The sequence below is a fragment of the Mesorhizobium sp. M1D.F.Ca.ET.043.01.1.1 genome (assembly GCF_003952385.1).
Taxonomy (GTDB): Bacteria; Pseudomonadota; Alphaproteobacteria; order Rhizobiales; family Rhizobiaceae; genus Mesorhizobium.
This window is the reverse complement of record NZ_CP034444.1, coordinates 6,254,517-6,275,357: the sequence shown is the minus strand read 5'-3', so window position 1 is coordinate 6,275,357 and position 20,841 is coordinate 6,254,517. Positions and strand designations below refer to the sequence as shown.

Genomic DNA, 20,841 nt, shown 5'->3' with positions numbered 1-20,841 from the left:
CCCGAAAATAGCGCGTAGTGAGTAGCGAATAGGGAGTAGTGAACGGGTGGAGCGAAGGGCTGTCGGAAGGAACCGACTATTCGCCACTCCCTATTCGCTACTCGCTCAGCCTCACGCCGCCTGCCTGGCCTTGCCCTTGGATCCCTTCGCCATCGCTTGCGATGCGGCGAGGATCGCCTTGACGATGTTGTGATAGCCGGTGCAGCGGCAGATGTTGCCGTCGAGCTCGGCGCGCACGGTGACCTCGTCGAGACCCTCCGGGTGGCGGGCGATCATGTCTGTCGCCGCCATGATCATGCCCGGCGTGCAGAAGCCGCATTGCAGCCCGTGATGCTCCTTGAAGGCCGCCTGCACCGGATGCAGGTCGGCCCCGTTCGCCAGCCCCTCGATGGTGACGATTGTCGACCCCGAGGCCTGGACGGCCAGCATCGTGCAGGATTTCACGGCCCTGCCGTCGACATGCACGACGCAGGCGCCGCATTGCGAGGTATCGCAGCCGACGTGCGTGCCGGTGAGGCCGAGATGTTCCCTCAGGAAATGTACCAGCAGCGTTCGGTCCTCGGCGCTCCCGCTGACCCGTCTGCCATTCACAGTCAACGACACGTCCGACATGCAACCTCCCCTGGGCGTAACCTTGGCCATCACGTTGCCGATGCCGCGCTGATGCATCGGCTGTGCGTTATCCTCATACCGCACAATGGGTAAGAAACAGCGCGGCCGGCATTCCGCCAATTGTACTTTCGGCCATGGCCAAGGCGCTGTGCGGTAGCAGTGCCCGGCCCATTGCCAAAACATGTATTGAAGGCAAAGATGCCCTCGACGCACGCGTGCCGAACACGCATAGGGACACGCACGAAAAACAGCGTTGGAGGAATGCGGGAGAAGGCAAGCTGGCCAGTTCGAGCACGCGCTACGCATGCGGCCTCTCGGCGCTCACCACGGATGAGCCCGATACAAACGCCTTTGCCCGGGCAATCGCGGCCGAAGCCGCCGCAGTCGACGCCGGCTTCGCGCTGCTCTTCTTCTCCCAAAGCCTTGTCGACGCATCGGCACTGACGCATTCGCTGAAGCTGCATGCGCCTTCGCTGGCCTATGCCGGCTGCTCGACCGCCGGCGAGATCACGCCGCAAGGGCTTGAGGAAGGCCATGTGCTTGCCCTGCTTTTGCCGTCGGCATCATTTTCGACCGTCAGCACCATGGTCGAAAACCTCTCTTCCTCCGGCATGGACAGGATCACCGGCGAGGTCGCGGCGCTGCGGCGGCTGCTGCGCGGCCGCGCCGACCATAAGCGGGCGAAAAGCGTGTTCGCGCTCTGCTTCATCGACGGGCTTTCCTATGCCGAGGAAGCGGTGACTTCGGCCATCCATTGGGGACTGGACGATATCCCGCTGATCGGCGGCTCCGCCGGCGACGACCTGAAATTCGAAACGACCCGGCTGATCTGCAACGGCAAGTTTGCGTCCGACAGCGCCATCGTCGTGCTGATCGCGACCGAAATCCCGTTCCACGTCTTCAAGACCGACAACTTCATTCCCACCGACGAGAAGCTGGTGGTGACGGAGTCCGATCCCGACCATCGCATCGTGCGCGAATTCAACGCCACCAACGCGGCCGAGGAATACGCCGCTTCCGTCGGCATCGTTCCGCAAACGCTGACGCCCTTGAGCTTCGCCTCGCACCCCGTGGTGGTGAAGGTGGGCGGCGAATATTATTGCCGCTCGATCCAGCGCATGCATGCCGACGGCTCGCTGTCCTTTTTCTGCGCCATCGACGACGGTGTGGTTCTGTCCATCGCCCAGCCCAAGAACATGGTGGAAGCAACGCGCGCCGCGTTGCAGGATGTCGAGGACAAGCTCGGCGGCATCGACATGATCCTCGGCTTCGACTGCGTGCTGCGCCGGCTCGACGCACGCAACCGCCAGGTCTTCCGCGACATTTCCGAGCTTTATCGCACCAACAACGTCATCGGCTTCGGCACCTATGGCGAGCAGTATCGCTCGATGCATCTCAACCAGACTTTTACCGGCATCGCCTTCGGCGAGCGCCAGGCGGCCGAGTGACGGCTGCCATGCCGCTCCGCGACATAGACGACCTCGAAAAGCTGAAGAAGATCAACGCCGCGCTCGTCAGCCGCGTCGAGCGCTCGATGGACCAGCAGGGCAATGCCTTCTCGCTGTTCCAGACCGCGATCTCGCTGGAAAACCGGGTGCGCACCCGCACCGAGGAACTGCACGCGACGCTGCGCCGGCTGGAGCGGTCGAACATCGATCTCGTCGCCGCCAAGGAAACCGCCGAACTGGCGAACCTTTCCAAAACCAGGTTCCTCGCCGCCGCCAGCCACGACGTGCTGCAGCCGCTCAACGCCGCGCATCTGTCGGTCTCAGCGCTTGCGGAAGTCCAGACCAGCGAGGAGGGCAAAAAGCTCGTCCGTCAGGTCGAGCGCTCGCTGGAGACGATGGAGGACCTGCTGCGCACGCTGCTCGACATCTCCAAGCTCGACGCCGGCGTGGTGCAGCCGGAGATCGGCGACGTCAGCCTGGAGACGCTGTTTTCCTCGCTGCGCTCGGACTTCCTGCCCGAGGCGGAAAAGAAGGGCCTCTCGCTGAAATTCCGGCCGGTCAACGTGATCGTGCGCTCCGACCGCACGCTGCTGCGCCGCATCCTGCAGAACATCCTCTCCAACGCGCTGCGCTACACCCGCTCCGGCGGCGTGCTGGTCGGCACCAGGCATCGCGGCGACACCATCCGCATCGACGTCGCCGACACCGGCTGCGGTATCCCCGACGACCAGCGCGAGGCGGTGTTCGAGGAATTCCACCGCGGCATCTCCACGCTCGCCGATGGCGGATTGGCGGGAGGGCTGGGGCTGGGCCTCGCCATCGTCCGCCGCATGGCGGCTGCCCTCGGACACCCAGTCACTTTTTCCTCAAAAGTAGGACGCGGCACCATCTTCCACATCGACGTGCCGGTCGGCATGAGCGCCGCGGCTGAGCCTGCAACAGGCAGCGCCGATATGGAAAGGCCGCGCGGCTATGGCCTGTTCGGCACCAAGGTGCTGCTGGTCGAGAACGACACCGACGTGCTCTCCGCGATGACCTCGCTGCTCGAGCGCTGGCAATGCCTGGTGCGCGCCGCCACTTCGACCGACGACGCGCTCGACCTCTTGGGCGATACCGCCTGGGTCCCCGACATTGTCATTGCCGACCAGCATCTCGACGGCGGCGACCTCGGCACCGCGACCATCGCCGAAGTCCGCGACTATCTCGGCCGCCCCGTGCCGGCGCTGATCGTTACCGCCGACGGTTCCGAACCGGTCGCCAAGGCGGCGCGGGCCGCCGGCATCGAATTGATGCGCAAGCCGCTGAAGCCGGCGCAGCTACGCGCGCTGCTGGCGCATTTGTTGGCTTGAGGTTGATCATCAAAACCCCGCCTGATCCCGAAACAGCTCCGCATTGTCCAGCTTCGACACCTCGATCACCGCTTGCGTGCGGCTATACACATTGAGCTTTCGCAAAATCTCCGAGACATGCGCCTTGACCGTGGTCTCGCCCACCTGCAGCTCATAGGCGATCTGCTTGTTGAGCATGCCCTGGCGCAGCATCTGCAGCACGCGCAATTGCTGCGGCGTCAGCCTGGCCAGGCGCTGCACCATGTCGGCGCGGTCGGTGCTGTCGGGGTCGGGCGGCTGGCCTTCGTAGTTTTCCGGCACATAGACGGCGCCCTCCATCACCGAGCGGATGGCGGCGGCGAGGTCGCTCTTGCGCGCCGATTTCGGGATGAAGCCGGCCGCGCCATAGGACAGCGCCTCGGAGATGATCTTCGGCTCTTCATAGCCCGACACGATCACCACCGGCAGCCGCGGGTAGCGGGTTCTGAGCTGCAGCAACCCTTCGAAGCCGTGCACGTCGGGCATGCTCAAGTCGAGCAGCGCCAGGTCGAACGGCTTTGCATCGGCAAGAAGATCGATCGCTTCGGCGATCGAGCGCGCCTCGACCGTGTCGACATCCGGATAGGCCATCTGCACGGCACTGTGCAGAGCCTCGCGAAACAGCGGATGGTCGTCGATGATCAGGAAGCGGGCGCGCTCGTTGACGGCGGTCATGATGGCATCGGTTCGATTTCGTCCGGCACAGGATAGTCCCGCGACCATGGCCAGATTATTGCCAATTATATATCGCCCAATGGTACAGGGCCCTATTGGTACAGGGTATTGTCGGTGAAACGACAGGGCCAACCCGTTTGCGGCTATAGAGCCTTGCCCGACCGTCGAAATCGGCCGAATGTGCGGACGATTCATGCCAGACAAGAGACAGCCCATGCCAGACTTCGTCCTTCCGCCGCCCGCGATCACTTCGGTCGCCGTCGCCGGTTCGACGGAGCGCTTTGCCGTGCGCCGCATCTTCTGCGTCGGCCGCAATTACGCGGCGCATGCGCGCGAACTCGGCAATGACGAGCGCGACCCGCCCTTCTTCTTCACCAAGCCGGCCGACGCCGTCGTCGACAGCGGCGCCGAGATCCCCTACCCGCCTTTGACCGCCAATCTCCACCACGAGATCGAGCTGGTCGTCGCGATCGGCACGGCCGGTTTCCGCATTCCCCGCACCGAGGCGCTCACCCATATCTGGGGCTATGGCGTCGGCGTCGACTTGACCCGCCGCGACCTGCAGGATCAGGCCAAGAAAGCGGCCCGTCCCTGGGATTGGTCCAAGGCGTTCGACCAGTCCGCGCCTTGCGGCCCACTGCTCCCGGTCGCCAAGTCAGGTCATCCCGAAAAAGGCCGCATCTGGCTCGCGGTCAACGGCGAAACCAGGCAGGATGGCGATCTCGCCGAGCTGATCTGGCCGGTTGCCGATGTCGTCTCGATCTGCAGCGAGGCGGCCGAGCTTCAGCCTGGCGACCTGATCTTCACCGGCACGCCGGCCGGCGTCGGTGCGGTCCAGCCGGGCGACAGGATCACCGGCGGCGTCGACGGCATCGGCGCGATCGAGGTGACGATCGGCCAGCCGAGGCCCTGATCCGATGAGCGACCTCGTCCTTCACAACTACTACCGCTCCTCCACCTCCTACCGGGTGCGGATCGCGCTGGAAATGAAGGGGCTGAGCTATACCTATGTGGCGCATCATCTGCGCCATGGCGAGCACCTCGAGCCCGCCTATCTCGCGGTCAATCCGCAAGGGCTGGTGCCGGCGCTGGTGCTCGACAACGGCACGCTTTTGACGCAGTCGCTGGCGATCATCGAATATCTCGACGAGATCGCACCCGAGCCGCCGCTTCTGCCGAAGGACGCGCTGGGACGCGCCCGCGTCCGGATGCTGGCGCAGATGATCGCCTGCGACATCCACCCGGTGAACAATCTGCGTGTGCTGACCTCGCTGCGCACGCTGTTCGGCGCCGGCGACGAGGATGTCGTCAACTGGTTCCGCCACTGGGTGAACGAAGGGTTCCAGCCGCTTGAGACGATTCTCGCTTCATCGGCCGAGACCGGCACCTTCTGTCACGGCGACGCACCCGGCCTTGCCGACATCTGTCTCGCCGCCCAGGTCACCAATAACGCTCGCTTCGGTGTCGATATGGCGCCCTACCCGGTGATCTCGCGCATCCATGCCGCCTGCATGGCGCTGCCGGCTTTCCGCAAGGCAGCGCCGGAGAATCAGATCGATGCGGAATAGAGAAGCCAGGGACCCGGACGAGGCCAAGACTCTCGGCGATATTGAGGAGTATGGCTGCCATATCCTTTGTGTGCTGGAGGAGGACGAGCATCCTCCATTCGCTTATTCGGTGGGGATAGAGCACAATTTCAAAGCCCCTGAACTTGTTGTCATCGGTCTGAAGCCGGAGCTTTCGCAGACCATAATCAATGAGTATTGCCGACGAGTGCGTAGCGGCGAGAGGTTCAGCGTCGGAGAGCGAGCCTCGGGTTTTCTGGGAGGCGGCTTCGACTGTCAGTTCGGCGCGGTCCATCCGGACCACTATCCCGAATACTTCGGTTGGGATATCTGGTTCTACGACGGTCCGGATTTCCGGGTTATGCAGCTAATTTTTCCAACAACCTCCGGCATTTGGCCGTGGGATGCCCAAGCCGACGAGTGGTTTCTCAAACGGCAGCCGCTTCTCGACCATCCGCCGTCGTCACCTTAGCTTCGGACACCTTAAGCCCGCACTGCCTTTTGAACTGAGACGTATGAAAGCACTTCCATGAAAGCTGTCGTCTTCGAAAAATTCGGTGAAACGCCGACGATCCAGACCGTGCCCGACCCGAAGCCGGCTGCGGACGGCGTTGTCATCAAGGTCGAGGCGACCGGCCTCTGCCGCAGCGACTGGCATGGCTGGATGGGCCATGACGACGGCATCACCCTGCCGCATGTCCCTGGACACGAGCTGGCGGGCGTCGTCGTCGCCGCCGGCAAGCAGGTGAGCCGCTGGAAGGCCGGCGACCGCGTCACCGTTCCCTTTGCTGTCGGCTGCGGCCGCTGCTTTGAGTGCAACTCCGGCAACCATCAGGTCTGCGAGCACCAGACCCAGCCGGGCTTCACCGGCTGGGGCTCGTTCGCCGAATATGTCGGCATCGAGCATGCCGACACCAATCTCGTGCGCTTGCCGGATGAGATGGAGTTCGCCACAGCCGCCAGCCTCGGCTGTCGCTTCGTCACCTCCTTTCGCGCCATCGTCGACCAGGGCCGGGTGACGCCCGGCGAATGGGTGGCGGTGCATGGCTGCGGCGGCGTCGGCCTGTCGGCGATCATGATCGCCAGCGCCATGGGCGCCAATGTCATTGCCATCGACCTGACGGACGAGAAGTTGGAGTTCGCCAGGAAGATCGGCGCCGTAGCGACGATCAACGCCTCGACCACGCCGAATGTGGTCAAGGCGGTCAAGCAGATCACCAATGGCGGCGCACATATGTCGATGGACGCGCTCGGCCACCCGACGACATGCTTTAACTCGATCGCCAATCTGCGCCGGCGCGGCCGCCACGTTCAGGTCGGACTGATGCTCGCCGAGCACGCCCGTCCGCAGGTGCCGATGGACAAGGTGATCGCCTTCGAGCTTGAAATCCTCGGCAGCCACGGCATGCAGGCCTACCGCTATACCGCGATGATGGAGATGATCCGCACCGGCAAGCTGAAGCCCGAGTTATTGGTCGGCAAGAAGATCAGCCTCGAGGAAGCGCCCGCGGCCTTGATGGCGATGGGCGGATTCGAGGGGATCGGCATCGGGGTCGTCACCAAATTCCAGTAGGAGCCTACTGCGCAAACTTCTTCGCGCCGAACACGCATGCCACGACGCCCAGAGTAACGACCACCATCAGCGAACTGACCTGCTCGTGCAGCAGCGTCGCCGCCAGCGCCAGGCCGAAGAAGGGCTGCAGAAGCTGCAACTGCCCGACGGCGGCGATGCCGCCTTGGGCCAGGCCGCGGTACCAGAAGACGAAGCCGATCAGCATGCTGAACAGCGAGACATAGGCGAGGCCGATCCACGCGCCCGAACCGATGGCCGCGAAGGATGGCGGCAGCGTCGCGAAGCTCAACGCCATCATCACCGGCAGCGACAGCGCCAAGGCCCAGCAGATCACCTGCCAGCCGCCGAGCTTGCGCGACAGCTTAGCCCCTTCTGCGTAACCCAGCCCGCAGACGATGATGGCGCCGAGCATCAGGCCGTCGCCGACTGGCGATGAGGTCACGCCTTGCGCCAGGGCAAAGCCGGCGACCAAGGCGCTTCCCAGGCACGAGAACAGCCAGAAGGCCGGGCGCGGACGGTCGCCGCCGCGCAGCACACCGAAGATCGCGGTTGCCAGCGGCAGCAGGCCCACGAAAATGATCGAATGCGCCGAGGTGACATGCTTCAGCGCCAGCGCCGTCAGCAGCGGAAAGCCGACCACAACACCCAGCGCGACGACGACCAGCGAGACCAGATCTCCTCGCTCCGGACGCTTCTCGCGGAACAAAAGCAGCATCGCGATCCCGAGCAGGCCGGCGATTGCCGCCCGGGCCGACGTCAGGAAGGTCGGGTCGAAATCCATCACCGCCACGCGCGTCGCCGGCAGCGATCCGCTAAAGATCAGCACGCCGATGAAGCCACTGAGCCAGCCGTCAAAACTCTTGTCCATCATCCGCTCCGTTTGCATTTCCGTACCGGCGCGGGGCATGGTCTTGCCAGAGACAATGGGGTACAATTCTACAAAACTGTAATGGTCTGCAGAGAAGTACAGATGGACACGCCGGACCCGACTCTTGGCGGAACGCTTGTCGAAACGGTGATGGCGGCTATCCGGCAGCGGATCGCCGCGCGAATCCTGACACCGGGCGCGCGCCTGCCGTCGATCCGCGCCTTCGCCGGCGCGATGCAAGTATCGAAATCGACCGTCGTGGAAGCCTATGAGCGGCTTGCGGCGGAAGGCGCGATCCGCTCGCGGCCGGGTTCGGGCTTCTACGCAGCCGGCCCGCTGGCGCCGCTGTCCCTGGCCGAGATCGGCCCGCGGCTCGATCGCGCCGTCGATCCGCTCTGGGTCTCGCGGCAATCACTGGAGGCAACCGACGATATCCTGAAGCCGGGCTGCGGCTGGCTGCCGGCCTCCTGGATGCCGCAGGCCGCCTTGCGCCGGGCATTGCGCGGAGCCGCTCGAGCCGATGACGCGACGCTTGCCGACTACGGCACGCCGCTTGGCCTGCCGGCGCTGCGGCAGTTGCTTGCCCGCCGCCTTGCGGCGCATGGCGTCGAGGCTTCGCCCGACCAGATCATGCTCACCGAATCCGGCACGCAGGCGATCGACCTGTTATGCCGCTTCCTGCTCGAGCCTGGCGATACCGTGCTGGTCGACGATCCCTGCTACTTCAATTTCCACGCGCTGCTTCGCGCCCATCGGGCGAAGGTCGTCGGCGTCCCCATGACGCCGGCCGGACCCGATATCGACCTGTTCGCGCAGGCGCTCGCCGAGCATCGACCGCGCGTCTACATCACCAATTCGGCGCTCCACAACCCGACCGGCGCGGTGCTGTCGCCGGTCGTTGCGCACCGGCTGCTGAAGCTCGCCGACCAATCGGACCTCGCCATCATCGAGGACGATATCTTCGCCGATTTCGAGCACGCGCCGGCGCCGCGGCTTGCGGCCTTCGACGGCCTCGGCCGCGTCGTCCAGATCGGCTCCTTCTCCAAGACGCTGTCGGCTTCGGTGCGCTGCGGCTTCATCGCCGCGCCCCGCGACCGGATGGAAGGGCTGACCGACCTCAAGATCGCCACCTCTTTCGGCGGCGGGCGGCTCTCCTCGGAACTGGTGCTGACCCTTCTGAAGGACGGCAGCTACCGCAAGCATGTCGAGCAGTTGCGCGCTCGCCTGTCGCGCGCCATGGTCGAGACCGCCGGTAGGTTGAAAGGGATGGGCATCATGCCCTGGATCGACCAGCCGGCCGGCATGTTCCTGTGGTGCCGCCTGCCCGACGGCATCGACGCTGCCGATGTCGCCCGCAATGCGTTGGCGGAAAATGTCGTGCTGGCGCCCGGCAATGCCTTCAGCCTGTCGCACAGCGCCGGCCGCTTCATGCGCTTCAACGTCGCCCAATGCGGAGATGAGCGAATCTTCAGGGTGCTCGAAAAAGCGATGGCAAAGTGAGGGAGCGCGGCCTGCGGCTCAGGTTGCTGCCCGCTTGCGGCGCTCGTACATCATCACCAGCGTCTCGGCGGTCAGCGCCGGCTTCTGCTCGCCTTCGATCTCCACGGTGTTCGCAGCCTTCATCAGGTACTGCCCCGGGCCGCGATCCTCCATGGAGAGCAGCGTCGTGCGCAGCCTGATGCGCGCTCCGGACTTCACCGGCGCCAGGAAACGCACCTTGTCGAAGCCGTAGTTGAAGGCGGCCTGCGTGTTCTCCGGCACGATGCCCATCTCCAGCGCCAGCGCGCCGATGATCGACAGCGTCAGATAGCCATGCGCGATCGTGGTGCGGAACGGGCTCTGCCGTTTCGCACGCTCGGGATCGACATGGATCCATTGATGGTCGCCGGTGCACTCGGCGAACTGGTCGATGCGCTGCTGGTCGACCGTGGTCCAATCCGACACGCCGATCTCCTGGCCGGCCATTGTCCGCAACTGTTCGAAGGTCGGCGGCGTCCTCGGCCGATTTTCCGTCATTCCTGCTTTCCCAGTGGCTTCTGCCAGTCTCCCGACCATGAACCGGCGGCTCCTGTCAATTCGCGGAGGCGCGATTTCGCTCTTGGAGTTGACGGTTTCGCCGCAAGCTGGGAACGCGAGACCACGCGCCGCTGGTTCACTTCCCGTCGTAGCCCGCCCGGATTTCCGCCATCGCATCCTTGATCCTGTCGCGCAGGATCTCGATCGATTCGGTGCCGGATTTGCGGACCAGGTCGGCGACCTCGCCGGCATTCTTCAGCGTCGTCTCGAAGGATTTCCTGGCGAAATCCACCTGCCTTGTCATCAACTCCTGCGGATTGCCCGGGACCTGGTAGTTCCGCGCCATCCGGGTGATTTCGCCGAGCGCCTCCTGCACCATTTCGTGCTGCCTCGACAGAATGGACGACGCCCCGGCGGCGCTTGCCCTGGCCGACTTCTCCAGGGCCTCGAGATTCTTGCGGTGATGATCGAGGATCGCCTGGACATCGACCGTCGGCAGCTTCAGGTCGCGGCCGAACCTGCTGAAGATGTCCAAGAAAGAATCGGATTCCGGTTGTCTTGCCATCTCATCGCCTCCCGATCTGCCGCTTTTGCGGCGCCCGTTAGGGAGAATAGTGCGCGCCCGGTCCGCGTCAATTGAGGAGAAACAGCCGCTCGGCCGTATAGAGTACCAAACCGGCCAGGCCGCCGATCACCATGCCGTTGAAGCGGATATATTGCAGGTCCTTGCCGATGTTCGCCTCAATCAGCCGCGTCAGCTGGCCCAGGTCCCAGCGCTTGACCTGGTCGGCGATGAATTTCGACACGCCGCTCTTCTGGTTCTCGACGAACGAGGCGAGCGCGACGACAAAACCCTGGTTCATGTCGGCTCTGATCTGCGCATCGTCGGCCAGATGCCGGCCGACCTCGACGAACATGTTGGCGAGATGCTTGCGGATCATCGAGTTGGGCGCATTGGCGTCCTGCTCGATGAACAGGCGCATGCTTGCCCAGGTATCGCCGGCCAGCGCCCTGACTTCCGGGCGGCCCAGGAAATCGCGCTTCAGCTTCTCGGCACGCCTTGCATATTGCCTGGATGTCCTGAGCCGCTCGATGAAAGCGAGCGCGAAATGGTCGAATTCGGCGCGCATCGGATGGTTGGGATCGGCCCGCACCTCCTCGAGCAGCGATCCGGCGGAAGCGACGATCTTCTTCAGGAGATAGGCGTCGGCGCGAAACAGGTTGAAGAGCGACGGCAGTTCCTCGCGGATCTTCTCGCGCATCGTCGCCAGCGCCTTCTCGTCGTTGAGAAAACGCCCGACCACCCTGGTGAACTCGTCGAACAGTTTTTGATGACGGCGATCGTCGGTGAGCGCCGACAAAAGCTCGGACGCTAAAGGCGCCAGTGGCACTTTCTCGATCTGCTCCAGCATGCGACTGGTGACGAAGTCGCGCAGCCCGGACTGCTCCACGGCGGTGAGGGTCTGAGGCACCAGCCGGGCGACGAATCGCGACAGCCCGGCGGCGCGTTCTGCATCGACCAGCCAGTCGGCGACCAAAGCCGCAAAGTCGACCTCGGCGAGCTTTTCGCGCACCGGCTCCGGTGCGAGGAAATTGGCCTCGATGAAGCGGCCGAGATTGTCGGCGATGCGGTGCTGGTTCTCCGGGATGATGGCGGTGTGCGGGATCGGCAGGCCGAGCGGCCGCCTGAATAGGGCAACGACCGCATACCAGTCGGCGAGCCCGCCGATGGTCGCTGCCTCGGCGAAGGCGGCGACGAAGCCGAGCCATGGATGGCTGCCCTCGAAGGATTTGGCGAGCGCGAAGACAAGGATGCACAGGCCAAGCGCCGCGGCGGCGGTGAACTTGGTCCGCCGCAATGCCGAGAGCTTTGCCTGCGCATCGGCGTCGAATCGAACCGGCGTGAGGGCCGGAGCTGACTGTGACATGGAAAGGCCGTTTCCTGTTTGCACCCGCATCTATCTAGGACTTGCGCATGCGAAACGCTCGCCCAAAGCGTGTGGGACATATCGGGTCGCCGATACGCGCCGGCATGCACAAAAAGTTGACACGATTATTCAGCTATGTGGCGGTGCAGTCTGGAATTGTTCCAAACTATGGGCCATATTCGGCCTAAGCTAATGTTTTCGCGAGGACTACCATGCGGCTCACGCGCCAGACCAACTATGCGATGCGCATCCTGATGTATTGTGCCGCGAACACCGACAGGCTGAGCCGCATCCCGGAGATCGCCGCCGCCTATTCCGTGTCGGAGCTGTTCCTGTTCAAGATCCTGCAGCCGCTGGTCGAGGCCGGCCTGGTCGAGACGGTGCGCGGCAGGAATGGTGGCGTCAGGCTCGGCCGCCCGGCCGAGCAGATCAGCCTGTTCGATGTCGTGCGTGTCACTGAGGAGAGCTTCGCCATGGCCGAATGCTTCGAGAACGACGCCGCCGAATGCCCGCTGGTCGACAGCTGCGCCTTGAATTCGGCGCTGCGCGAAGCGCTCAACGCCTTCTTTGCCGTGCTGTCCCGCTACACGATCGCCGACCTCGTCGCCGCGCGCCCGAGCGTGCGCCACCTGCTCGGCATCGACCTCCTGGAGCAGCGCGCTCCCGCCGCATGACCTAGGCCGCCGATTGCGGCAGCACGAACGGCATATTCGCGGCCGGCAGCGCACCGACCTTGAGGCGGCAGTCGAACACTTTTTCAATCAGCTCGTCGTTGAGCACGTCCGTTGGCGAGCCGGCGGCCGCCAGTTGGCCGCCATGCAGCACGAAAATGCGGTCGGCATACATGGCTGTTAGGTTGAGGTCGTGCAGGATCGCCACCACCGCGCCGCCGCGCCGGGCGAAGTCGCGGGCGATGTTCATGATGATGAGCTGGTGCTTGACGTCCAGGCTGGAGACCGGTTCGTCGAGGAACAGGTAGCGCGGTCTGCCCTCCAGCACCGGCGCCCAGACCTGGCAGAGCACGCGGGCAAGCTGCACCCGCTGCTGCTCGCCCCCGGAAAGCTCCTGATAGAAACGTCCGGCAGAACCCTCGAGATCGACGCGCGCCAGCGCCCGCTCGGGCAGGCGCGCATCTTCGCCGGGCAGCACGCCGGAACGGCCGCCGATCAGGCCGAGGCGCACGATCTCGCGCACGGTAAAGGGGAACGAGAGGGTCGTGGATTGGGGCAGCACCGCGCGCAGCGTCGCGGCCTCCACGGGCTTCATGGCGGACAGATCGCGGCCGTTGAGAGCGACCGTGCCGGAATGGGAAAGCTCGCACGTCAGCGCCTTGAGCAGCGTCGTCTTGCCCGAACCGTTCGGCCCGACGATGGCCGTCACTTCGCCCGGCCTCGCCGCGAAGTTGACATGCGAGACGATGCGCTTGCCGCCGATCGCTACCGAGATGTCGCGTGCTTCGATCATCGGCAGCTCACAAATCGACGATGCCGCGCTTGCGCAGCAGGATCCACAGGAAGAACGGCGCGCCGGCGACTGCCGTGACGATACCGATCGGCAGCTCGGCCGGAGCGACGATGGTGCGGGCGACCGCGTCGCCGAGCAGCAGCAGCGAGGCGCCGAGCAAGGCCGAGGCCGGCAGCAGGTAACGATTGTCCGGACCGATCGCGAGGCGCAGGAGATGCGGCACGATGATGCCGATGAAGCCGATGCCGCCGCCGACGGCGACCGACGCGCCGACCGCCGCCGACACTCCGACGATGGCAGTGTATTTCAGCCGCTGCACCGGAATGCCGAGATGGCCGGCGGTCGCCTCGCCGAGCGCCAGCGCGTTGAGGCCACGCGACAGGAACGGCATCGCGGCCAGCGCCAGCACGATCACCGGGCCGACGGTGCCGATCTTCGGCCATGTCGCGCCGGCGAGCGAGCCGAGCTGCCAGAAGGTCAGGTCGCGCAATTGCCTATCGTCGGCCATGAAGATCAGGATGCCGGTGAGTGCCATCGCAAGGGCGCCGATCGCGAGACCGGCGAGCAGCATCGTGGCGACCGAGGTCCGGCCCTGGCGCGTTGCGATGGCATAAAGCAGCAAGGTCACCGAAAGGCCGCCGAAGAATGCCGCGAGCGGCAAGGCGAGCGTGCCGAGAGCCAAGGTGGCAGGGGCAAGCCAGGTCGTGCCAAGAACGATGATCGCCACCGCGCCGAGGCTCGATCCGGCGGAGACGCCGATCAGGCCCGGATCGGCAAGCGGATTGCGGAACAATCCCTGCATCACCGCGCCGGAGACGGCGAGAGCCGCGCCGATCAGCACGCCGAGCAGGACGCGCGGCATGCGGACGTCATAGACGATCAGCTGGTCGCGGGCCGCGAGCGCCGCATCGGCCGGCACGGCTCCGGTGAGCCAGTCGCGGATGACACGAACGGCGGACGCGTCGGAGGCGCCTGAGGTCAGCGACAGGAACATGGACAGTGCGAGCGCCAGCGACAAAAGCAGGATAACGATCCTTGCCCGAGCCGAGCGGTCGCCTTCGGCTGCCGTCACCCTGCCCGCCGCGCCGGCGATCGACTGTTCGGCCATGACTGTTCAGTCCGCGACCTGATTGCCGTAAAGCGAGACGGCAAGGTCGTGGATGGCCTCGGCCGTGCGCGGCCCGAAGCCGAGCAGATAGCCGCCGTCCATGCTGATCACCTTGCGGGCGGCACCCGCGGGTGTCGAGGCGATCGAGGGATTTGCGAACAGTTCGTCTTCCGAAATCGGCGGCCCTGCGTTCTTCATCGTCAGGATCACGTCCGGCCTGGCGGTAACGATCGCCTCGTCGGACATCTGCTTGTAGCCGGAGAAGCCTTCGACCGCGTTGACCGCGCCGGCCAGCTTGATGATACCGTCGCCGGCGGTGTTGCTGCCAGCGGCCAGGATCTTGCCGCCCTGCGTCGACAGCACGAACAGGATGCGCTTGCGCTCCTTGATCGAAGCCGTCCGCTTCTCGACCGACTTCAGCTTCGCGTCCATCTCGGCGGCCAGCGTCTCGGCCTTGGCATCGACGCCGAGCGCCTTGCCGACGGCGCGGATCTTTTCGAGGATGCCTTCACGACTGTAGTGTTCCGGCACTTCGATGAAGGGCACGCTCGACTTCTTCAGCACATCGACCGCTTCCTTCGGGCCACTGCCATGCAGCGCGAGGATTCCAGTCGGGTTGACCGACAGCACCCCCTCCGGCGACAGCGCACGCATGTAGCCCACATCGGGCAGCTCGAGCGCGGCTCGCGGGAAATTGCTGGTCGAATCGCGGGCGACGAGATGCCCCTCTTCGCCAAGCGCGTAGACGATCTCGGTGATGGAGCCGCCGATGGAGGCGATTCGCGAGGTGTCTGAAAAGACGAGCTTACCGTCATCGGCTTTCGCAGGCAGAACGGCGAAGGCAAGCAGAGCGCCGAGCAACGGCGCCAGCGCCGGGCGGAAACTGAAAACAACACGCATCGGGTCTTGCCTTATGCAGCGGTCGGGCTGGGGATGCGGGGCAGGTTCTCGGCGAGGAAGCGCCAGTCTTCGCGCTCGCCCTCGCCCTCGTGGCGCTTGCCGAAGAACTGGATGATCATGCTGCCGTTTGCGTCATAGGCCTCGAGCGAGGTGACATGGCCGTCCTTGGTCGGCTTGCGCACCGCCCAGACCTCATGCATGTGGTCGGTCCTCAGATGCAGGTGGAAGGTCTCGTCGAGCACGTTGATCCACGGCCCCATCGGCTTGACTGACTTGATCGGACCGGAATGGATCTGGATGCAGCCGCGATTTCCCACGAAGCACATGATCGGCATCTCGCCTTCCGCGGCGTGGTGGAACATGGCGTTGACGGCATCGTTGTCGAGCAGCCAGGCATAGTCCTGGCCGACCATGCGCACCGCCTCGCGGCGGCTGAGCTTCAGCGTCTTCAGCATGCCGAAGAACTGATGCACGTCGGTCATCCGGCTCCAGCGATCGCGCAGATCGTCGATGCTGGCAACCGCGCCCTGGTTTTCGTCCTTGCCTTCCGACACGCTTGAGCCGATCGCGACCGCTGGTTCCTGGTTCGACGATTCAAGGCTCGCCACCAGCTTCTGGTAGGCATAGAGGTTCGAGGCCGGTCTCAGATGCACCTTGTGCACGGCCTCGCCGGTCGCGTCGAAGAACTGCAGGCTGCGGCGGATCTCACCCCCGTCACGCTTCTCGACCGCAAAGCCATGCGCCCACGCTTTCGGGAAGATCCGCAGGTCGATGTTTTCGCCGAGCACCATGGCATTGTGGTTGCCGGTGACGATCTTGTCGTAGACGCCGATCTTCTCGTGAACGGCGCTTTCGTTGCGGGTGAGCGCCATCACCTCGCCGACCGCGTCGAGGCCGGTCAGCAGGTCGTTGACGCGCGGCTCGATGCGAACGGCGCCATGGCCGCAATGCGCCGCGACCAGTTCCGCTTCCGAAATGCGGAGTTGAGCCGCGAGATCGCGCTCGCGCATCTTCGGATTGTCTTCCCGCGCCCGCCGGATCTCGTCCGGCGACGGCTTCACGCGCTGATCCATGTCGTCCACCTGTAATGCTTGATGCCTATTCGCCTGCCGGTGGCCGGTCACTTGTTGAGGATCAGCTTGCCCTGGCGGGTGATCTTCAGGCGGTAGAGAGCGCCGTGATGCTCGATGCCGATCTCGTGCTCGCCCTGGAAAAGCGTGTTGCTGGAGAGCGTGCGCACCGCCATCGGCACCCGGTCGTAGCGCATCTGCGTGTCGTCTGAACGGCGGACGCGATAGCGAAAGTCGTTGGGATTGTGCGTGTTCATCGGTCGGTCCTTCTGCTGTGCCGGCCACCTGGCCAAGCGCTCCGTAAATTGCCGATTCAATTCTTGACTCGAATAGTCATGTTTACTAGTCAGTGCATTACCGGACTAAATGAGTCAACATTTAAGACGCCGGACGTGATCAAAAATGCGAGCGAGCCCCGCGCCAGCCAGCATCGAGCCTGAAAAACTGGAGTTGGGGCATGGGGTTGGCGAATTGGGGACGACCGAGTCAGAGGGACCGGTCGATGGCGAAGGGAATGGCCGCGTTACTGGCCGGCGCGGCGGCAATCGCGCTCTGCATGCCGACGGCCAAAGCGCAACAGGGCACTCAGCCGGCGGCAGAACAGCAAACGGATCAACCGAAGAAGACTGACGAGAAGCCTGCAGGCGACTCGACGCTGCTCGACAAGATCCTGGTCATCAGCCGCACCGGCGAGACGGCGATCCAGTCGCTGGCCTCGGCCAGCCATGTCGATAGGGAGCAGCTTGAGCGCCGCATGGCGACCACGCCGAACGAGATGCTGCTTGGCGTTCCCGGCGTCACCGTGCAGGCCGACGCGCGGCGCGTCAGCTCCAGCATCAACATCCGCGGCCTGCAGGATTTCGGCCGCGTCGCGGTGATCGTCGACGGCGCCAGGCAGGATTTCCAGCGTTCCGACCACGGCACGCAATCGACCTTCTATGTCGACCCGGAGCTCATCAAATCGGTCGACGTGATCCGCGGCCCGGTCGCCAACACCTATGGCTCCGGCGCCATCGGCGGCGTCGTCTTCTTCGATACCAAGGACGCCGGGGATTTCCTCAAGCCAGAGGAAAGCTGGGCCGCTTCCGTCACCGGGCGCTATGAAAGCAACGGCAAGGGCTGGACCACCAGCGCCAGCGGCGCCTACCGCTTCAACGAGAACTGGGACGCGCTGGGCAACATCGTCTACCGCGACTACGGCGACTACAAAAACGGCGGCGGCGACACCGTTGCCGGCACCGGCTTCGACGTGCTGAGCGGCCTGCTCAAGACCACCATCCGTCCAAGCGAAAACAGCGAATTGAAGCTGGGCTGGGTCGGATCGAGCGACGGCTGGACGGAGACGAGCGGCGGCGTCCCAGCGAACGACGTCGACCTCAAGTCGAACACCTTCACCGCCCGCTACAACATCACCGACGACGCCAAGAGTTGGCTCGATCTCCACATCAACGCCTCCTACAACAAGACAGCTCTCGATCTGACGACGCTCGTTCCGCAGAACCGGTTCGATCCGGTCACCGGCCTTCCCGTGGTACTGCCGGCCGGTTCGCTGTCGACCTTCGACGTCGGCACGACCGGCATCGATATCTGGAATACCTCGCGCTTCGAGACCGCAGGCGTCGCGCATGAGCTGACCTATGGCGGCGATTGGGTCGGCGACGACGTCGAGACGGGCGGCACGGCCGGCGGCGACAGCTTCTACACGCCGTCAGGCAAGCGCAACGTTTCGGGCGCCTATGTCCAGGACAAGCTGACCTGGGAATGGCTCGAGGTCATCACCGGCCTGCGCTACGACAGCTATAGCCTGAAGGACTCGGATCATAAAACATCCGGCGACCGGCTGTCGCCGCGTATCACCGTCGGCGTCTCGCCCTTCGAAAGCGCCGGCCTCGCCGGCCTGCAGTTCTATGGCACCTATGCGGAAGGCTACCGCTCGCCCTCGCTGACGGAGACGCTGATCAGCGGCAACCATCCGGCGGGCGTCACCTTCCCGTTCTTGCCCAACCCCAATCTCAAGCCTGAAACCGGCAAGACTGTCGAGTTCGGGGTCAACTACAAGCAGAACGACATTTTCGAAGGCGGCGACGCTCTGCGGCTCAAAGCCGCCTACTTCAACAACAATGTCGAAGACTATATCGACGGCGTCACGCTCTCTGCCTTCGACCCCACCAGCGGCTGCCCGTTCGGCCCGGGCATCCCGATCTGCTTCCAGTACCAGAATTTCGCCAAGGCCAAGATCAACGGTTTCGAATTGGAAAGCGTCTACGACGCCGGCTGGGGCTACGCCGGGCTTTCGGCCTCCATCATCAATGGCCACACCGTCTCTTATGAAGGCGAGCGGGCCGACCTCGCCACCATCCCCTCTTCCCAGGTGACGGCGCAGCTTGGCTTGCGCTTCCTCGAAGACAAGCTGACGGTTGGCGGCGAAGTGCAATACAACGGCAAGCCCAAGGGCAATCCGGTGGCCAAGGACTATACGCTGGTCAACGCCTTCGCCAGCTACCAGGCGACGGACAACCTCAAGGTCGACCTCCGCGCTGACAACCTGTTCGACGTCAAATACACCAACCCGCTCAACGGAAGCACGACCGCGGTCCTCTACGAACCCGGCGTCACGCTGAAATTGGCGGCAACCATGCGCTTCGGAGGCTGAGGATCATGAACTTGACGACATCGCTTCGTCTCCTGACCTCGGCGCTGGCGATGTCGCTCGGCCCGGCGCCGGCGTGGGCTCAATCCGCGCCGGCCCCGACCCTAAACCTCGACCTCAACGCGGCGCAGCCTTCCGACAAGGGTTGTAGGCTGACCTTCGTTGTCAACAACGCGCTCGGCGCCGACCTGTCGAAAGCGGCGTTCGAGATCGCCCTGTTCAACGAGGCCGGCGTCGTTGATCGCCTCACCGTGCTCGACTTCAAGGACCTGCAGGCCGGCAAGACGAAGGTCACGCGCTTCGACCTCTCCGGCGCCGATTGCGGAAGGATCGACCGCGTGCTGATCAACAGCGCGACGGAATGCGCCGGAACCGGCGTCGAGCCTGCTACGTGCATGCGCGGGCTGAAGACCTCAACCAAGACCGGAATCGCATTCGGGGTCTAGAGATGGGATTGCATAGGGCTCTCCGGCGAGATGCCATGGTGTGGCCTGCCACCGGTCCGGCGCGATGGCCGGCAACCGATCTTGATTTGACAAGTCCCTATCGCGCGCGGCAGGTCTCGGCGCCAGATATGCAGGACATCGATCACCCCTCCGACGCAGGCAGCGAATTGGCGGTCACGCCGGCCGAGCAGGTTGTGCAGCCGCGGCAAACGGCCGGGCGGCGCAAATGGCCGGTGGCCATCATCGCCTCCGGCCTGCTCCATGGCGCCGCGGCGGCGGCGTTTCTGATCGCGCCCGCCGGAACGTTCGACTCCCTGGACGCGATCCAGGCCGAGGGCACTGACCAGTCAGGCGCCGACGCCCAGGGCAGCGCCTTGAATGACGCCGCGTCCGGCGCGCTGGATGTAACCTTGGTGCCGGATCCGCAGCCGGTGAAACCGCGGACCGTCGAGCCGACTCCGCCAGCCGAAGCGCTGCAATCGGCAAGCGAACCGGTGACGCCCCAGCCCAAGGCAGAAACCGCTAAAGAGCCGACCCCCACGCCGGATATCCTGGCGGCCGCCGCACTGCGCCAAGACGATCAGAGTGTTCCCGCGGACAGCGAGCCGACGGCCGCGATCGAACCTCAAAGCGCCGAAGCGGGCCCTGCCGAGCCCGAGCAGCCGCCGGTCCCGGCCGCCGTGCCGAACGCACCAGCCGGATCGGCAGGGTCAGGCCAACCCGTTGAAACGCGCGGCACGGAAACAGCGGATGGCGATGCGCGCGATGCGCCGGTCATCGCCAGCAAGGGCAAGATAAAGGCGGCTGCCGGCAGTGCCCTGGAATCCCGCTACAGCGGCGAAATTCAAAAGAAGCTTGCCCGTGCCAACCGTCGCGTTTCGAAATCGGTCCAGGCCAAGGCTCGCAACAATGCCAGGGTGGTTTTCATCGTCGCAGCGGACGGGAGCATCAGCGACTTGCAGCTCGCCGAAAGCTCAGGATCTCCCGAGCTCGATGAATTCGCCCTGACGCTGGTGCGCAAGCAAGCCCCCTTTCCTCCCATTCCACCCGAGACCGGAAGGTCAAGTTGGCTGTTCAAAGCGCGGATCGGCCCCTTTTAAGGCCACCGCTGAAGCCGTCTTAACCGTCAGGATTCATCCATTTCGAAAGGA

The 20,841-nt window shown here is 64.5% G+C and carries 22 protein-coding genes; 11 read left to right on the top strand and 11 right to left on the bottom strand.

Annotated elements, in window-relative coordinates; genetic code table 11:
• Positions 1-111: 111 nt before the first annotated feature.
• Positions 112-612, bottom strand: coding sequence for a (2Fe-2S)-binding protein (locus EJ067_RS30035; RefSeq protein WP_126088751.1), 501 nt, complete (start codon positions 610-612; stop codon positions 112-114).
• Positions 613-890: 278 nt separating this feature from the next.
• Here EJ067_RS30035 and EJ067_RS30030 point away from each other — a divergent pair, with 278 nt between their 5' ends.
• Positions 891-2,060: an FIST signal transduction protein gene (locus EJ067_RS30030; protein WP_126089795.1), complete on the top strand. Its 1,170-nt coding sequence runs from the start codon at positions 891-893 to the stop codon at positions 2,058-2,060.
• 8 nt (positions 2,061-2,068) lie between these two features.
• Complete coding sequence (locus tag EJ067_RS30025) at positions 2,069-3,409, top strand: hybrid sensor histidine kinase/response regulator (RefSeq protein ID WP_126089794.1); 1,341 nt, start codon at positions 2,069-2,071, stop codon at positions 3,407-3,409.
• Between the two features lie 9 nt (positions 3,410-3,418).
• Here EJ067_RS30025 and EJ067_RS30020 read toward each other — a convergent pair whose 3' ends face one another.
• Positions 3,419-4,102 (bottom strand): response regulator transcription factor, encoded by a 684-nt coding sequence (locus tag EJ067_RS30020; RefSeq protein WP_126088750.1) that lies wholly within the window; start codon positions 4,100-4,102, stop codon positions 3,419-3,421.
• 214 nt (positions 4,103-4,316) lie between these two features.
• Between EJ067_RS30020 and EJ067_RS30015 the strand changes: the two genes are divergently transcribed.
• From EJ067_RS30015 to EJ067_RS30000, 4 genes are read left to right on the top strand one after another with little or no spacing between them, the layout of a single operon-like run.
• Entirely contained in the window at positions 4,317-5,015 is a 699-nt protein-coding gene (locus tag EJ067_RS30015) for a fumarylacetoacetate hydrolase family protein (RefSeq protein ID WP_126088749.1), read from the top strand.
• A gap of 4 nt (positions 5,016-5,019) precedes the next feature.
• Entirely contained in the window at positions 5,020-5,670 is a 651-nt protein-coding gene (gene maiA / locus EJ067_RS30010) for a maleylacetoacetate isomerase (RefSeq protein WP_126088748.1), read from the top strand.
• Positions 5,660-6,139, top strand: a complete 480-nt coding sequence (locus EJ067_RS30005; RefSeq protein WP_126088747.1) for a DUF4262 domain-containing protein — start codon at positions 5,660-5,662, stop codon at positions 6,137-6,139. The genes maiA and EJ067_RS30005 overlap by 11 nt, the downstream gene beginning before the upstream one ends.
• Before the next feature lie 57 nt (positions 6,140-6,196).
• Positions 6,197-7,240, top strand: a complete 1,044-nt coding sequence (locus tag EJ067_RS30000; protein ID WP_126088746.1) for a zinc-dependent alcohol dehydrogenase family protein — start codon at positions 6,197-6,199, stop codon at positions 7,238-7,240.
• Positions 7,241-7,244: 4 nt separating this feature from the next.
• Here the strand turns inward: EJ067_RS30000 and EJ067_RS29995 are convergent, their stop codons facing one another.
• Entirely contained in the window at positions 7,245-8,108 is an 864-nt protein-coding gene (locus EJ067_RS29995; RefSeq protein WP_126088745.1) for a DMT family transporter, read from the bottom strand.
• Positions 8,109-8,189: 81 nt separating this feature from the next.
• Between EJ067_RS29995 and EJ067_RS29990 the strand changes: the two genes are divergently transcribed.
• On the top strand, positions 8,190-9,608 hold the full coding sequence (locus EJ067_RS29990; protein ID WP_189510172.1) for a PLP-dependent aminotransferase family protein: 1,419 nt from the start codon (positions 8,190-8,192) through the stop codon (positions 9,606-9,608).
• 18 nt (positions 9,609-9,626) lie between these two features.
• Here the strand turns inward: EJ067_RS29990 and EJ067_RS29985 are convergent, their stop codons facing one another.
• From EJ067_RS29985 to EJ067_RS29975, 3 genes are all read right to left on the bottom strand, one after another.
• Positions 9,627-10,124 (bottom strand): MaoC family dehydratase, encoded by a 498-nt coding sequence (locus tag EJ067_RS29985; RefSeq protein WP_126088743.1) that lies wholly within the window; start codon positions 10,122-10,124, stop codon positions 9,627-9,629.
• 136 nt (positions 10,125-10,260) lie between these two features.
• Positions 10,261-10,689: a TIGR01841 family phasin gene (gene phaP / locus EJ067_RS29980; RefSeq protein ID WP_126088742.1), complete on the bottom strand. Its 429-nt coding sequence runs from the start codon at positions 10,687-10,689 to the stop codon at positions 10,261-10,263.
• Positions 10,690-10,756: 67 nt separating this feature from the next.
• Positions 10,757-12,052, bottom strand: a complete 1,296-nt coding sequence (locus EJ067_RS29975; RefSeq protein ID WP_126088741.1) for a DUF445 domain-containing protein — start codon at positions 12,050-12,052, stop codon at positions 10,757-10,759.
• Between the two features lie 212 nt (positions 12,053-12,264).
• Here EJ067_RS29975 and rirA point away from each other — a divergent pair, with 212 nt between their 5' ends.
• Positions 12,265-12,726, top strand: coding sequence for an iron-responsive transcriptional regulator RirA (gene rirA, locus EJ067_RS29970; RefSeq protein WP_126088740.1), 462 nt, complete (start codon positions 12,265-12,267; stop codon positions 12,724-12,726).
• Between the two features lies 1 nt (position 12,727).
• Here rirA and EJ067_RS29965 read toward each other — a convergent pair whose 3' ends face one another.
• From EJ067_RS29965 to hemP, 5 genes are read right to left on the bottom strand one after another with little or no spacing between them, the layout of a single operon-like run.
• The gene (locus tag EJ067_RS29965; RefSeq protein WP_126088739.1) at positions 12,728-13,516 is read right to left on the bottom strand and encodes a heme ABC transporter ATP-binding protein; all 789 of its coding nucleotides are present in this window, start codon (positions 13,514-13,516) and stop codon (positions 12,728-12,730) included.
• Positions 13,517-13,523: 7 nt separating this feature from the next.
• The gene (locus tag EJ067_RS29960; protein ID WP_126088738.1) at positions 13,524-14,624 is read right to left on the bottom strand and encodes an iron ABC transporter permease; all 1,101 of its coding nucleotides are present in this window, start codon (positions 14,622-14,624) and stop codon (positions 13,524-13,526) included.
• Positions 14,625-14,630: 6 nt separating this feature from the next.
• The gene (locus EJ067_RS29955) at positions 14,631-15,524 is read right to left on the bottom strand and encodes a hemin ABC transporter substrate-binding protein (RefSeq protein WP_126088737.1); all 894 of its coding nucleotides are present in this window, start codon (positions 15,522-15,524) and stop codon (positions 14,631-14,633) included.
• A gap of 11 nt (positions 15,525-15,535) precedes the next feature.
• Positions 15,536-16,597, bottom strand: coding sequence for a hemin-degrading factor (locus tag EJ067_RS29950; RefSeq protein WP_126088736.1), 1,062 nt, complete (start codon positions 16,595-16,597; stop codon positions 15,536-15,538).
• A 47-nt stretch (positions 16,598-16,644) separates the two neighbouring features.
• Positions 16,645-16,851 carry a hemin uptake protein HemP gene (hemP, locus tag EJ067_RS29945; protein ID WP_126088735.1) on the bottom strand — a complete coding sequence of 69 codons (207 nt, stop codon included), beginning with the start codon at positions 16,849-16,851 and terminating at the stop codon, positions 16,645-16,647.
• Positions 16,852-17,108: 257 nt separating this feature from the next.
• Between hemP and EJ067_RS29940 the strand changes: the two genes are divergently transcribed.
• From EJ067_RS29940 to EJ067_RS29930, 3 genes are all read left to right on the top strand, one after another.
• A complete protein-coding gene (locus EJ067_RS29940; protein WP_245468085.1) occupies positions 17,109-19,247 on the top strand; it encodes a TonB-dependent hemoglobin/transferrin/lactoferrin family receptor in 2,139 nt (712 codons plus the stop codon).
• Between the two features lie 2 nt (positions 19,248-19,249).
• Positions 19,250-19,690, top strand: coding sequence for a hypothetical protein (locus EJ067_RS29935; protein WP_126088733.1), 441 nt, complete (start codon positions 19,250-19,252; stop codon positions 19,688-19,690).
• 128 nt (positions 19,691-19,818) lie between these two features.
• Complete coding sequence (locus EJ067_RS29930) at positions 19,819-20,790, top strand: TonB family protein (RefSeq protein WP_126088732.1); 972 nt, start codon at positions 19,819-19,821, stop codon at positions 20,788-20,790.
• Positions 20,791-20,841 lie beyond the last annotated feature (51 nt).

Excerpts from the sequence above, each read along its gene's own strand:
- EJ067_RS29985 (WP_126088743.1), bottom strand. The coding sequence starts at position 10,124 with ATGACGGAAAATCGGCCGAGGACGCCGCCGACCTTCGAACAGTTGCGG.
- EJ067_RS29995 (WP_126088745.1), bottom strand. The coding sequence starts at position 8,108 with ATGGACAAGAGTTTTGACGGCTGGCTCAGTGGCTTCATCGGCGTGCTG.
- EJ067_RS30000 (WP_126088746.1), top strand. The coding sequence starts at position 6,197 with ATGAAAGCTGTCGTCTTCGAAAAATTCGGTGAAACGCCGACGATCCAG.
- EJ067_RS29930 (WP_126088732.1), top strand. The coding sequence starts at position 19,819 with ATGCAGGACATCGATCACCCCTCCGACGCAGGCAGCGAATTGGCGGTC.
- EJ067_RS29965 (WP_126088739.1), bottom strand. The coding sequence starts at position 13,516 with ATGATCGAAGCACGCGACATCTCGGTAGCGATCGGCGGCAAGCGCATC.
- EJ067_RS29940 (WP_245468085.1), top strand. The coding sequence starts at position 17,109 with ATGGCCGCGTTACTGGCCGGCGCGGCGGCAATCGCGCTCTGCATGCCG.
- EJ067_RS29960 (WP_126088738.1), bottom strand. The coding sequence starts at position 14,624 with ATGGCCGAACAGTCGATCGCCGGCGCGGCGGGCAGGGTGACGGCAGCC.
- EJ067_RS29950 (WP_126088736.1), bottom strand. The coding sequence starts at position 16,597 with ATGGATCAGCGCGTGAAGCCGTCGCCGGACGAGATCCGGCGGGCGCGG.
- EJ067_RS29990 (WP_189510172.1), top strand. The coding sequence starts at position 8,190 with ATGGTCTGCAGAGAAGTACAGATGGACACGCCGGACCCGACTCTTGGC.
- EJ067_RS30015 (WP_126088749.1), top strand. The coding sequence starts at position 4,317 with ATGCCAGACTTCGTCCTTCCGCCGCCCGCGATCACTTCGGTCGCCGTC.
- EJ067_RS30025 (WP_126089794.1), top strand. The coding sequence starts at position 2,069 with ATGCCGCTCCGCGACATAGACGACCTCGAAAAGCTGAAGAAGATCAAC.
- hemP (WP_126088735.1), bottom strand. The coding sequence starts at position 16,851 with ATGAACACGCACAATCCCAACGACTTTCGCTATCGCGTCCGCCGTTCA.
- EJ067_RS30005 (WP_126088747.1), top strand. The coding sequence starts at position 5,660 with ATGCGGAATAGAGAAGCCAGGGACCCGGACGAGGCCAAGACTCTCGGC.
- EJ067_RS29975 (WP_126088741.1), bottom strand. The coding sequence starts at position 12,052 with ATGTCACAGTCAGCTCCGGCCCTCACGCCGGTTCGATTCGACGCCGAT.
- phaP (WP_126088742.1), bottom strand. The coding sequence starts at position 10,689 with ATGGCAAGACAACCGGAATCCGATTCTTTCTTGGACATCTTCAGCAGG.
- EJ067_RS29955 (WP_126088737.1), bottom strand. The coding sequence starts at position 15,524 with ATGCGTGTTGTTTTCAGTTTCCGCCCGGCGCTGGCGCCGTTGCTCGGC.
- EJ067_RS30035 (WP_126088751.1), bottom strand. The coding sequence starts at position 612 with ATGTCGGACGTGTCGTTGACTGTGAATGGCAGACGGGTCAGCGGGAGC.
- rirA (WP_126088740.1), top strand. The coding sequence starts at position 12,265 with ATGCGGCTCACGCGCCAGACCAACTATGCGATGCGCATCCTGATGTAT.
- EJ067_RS30020 (WP_126088750.1), bottom strand. The coding sequence starts at position 4,102 with ATGACCGCCGTCAACGAGCGCGCCCGCTTCCTGATCATCGACGACCAT.
- maiA (WP_126088748.1), top strand. The coding sequence starts at position 5,020 with ATGAGCGACCTCGTCCTTCACAACTACTACCGCTCCTCCACCTCCTAC.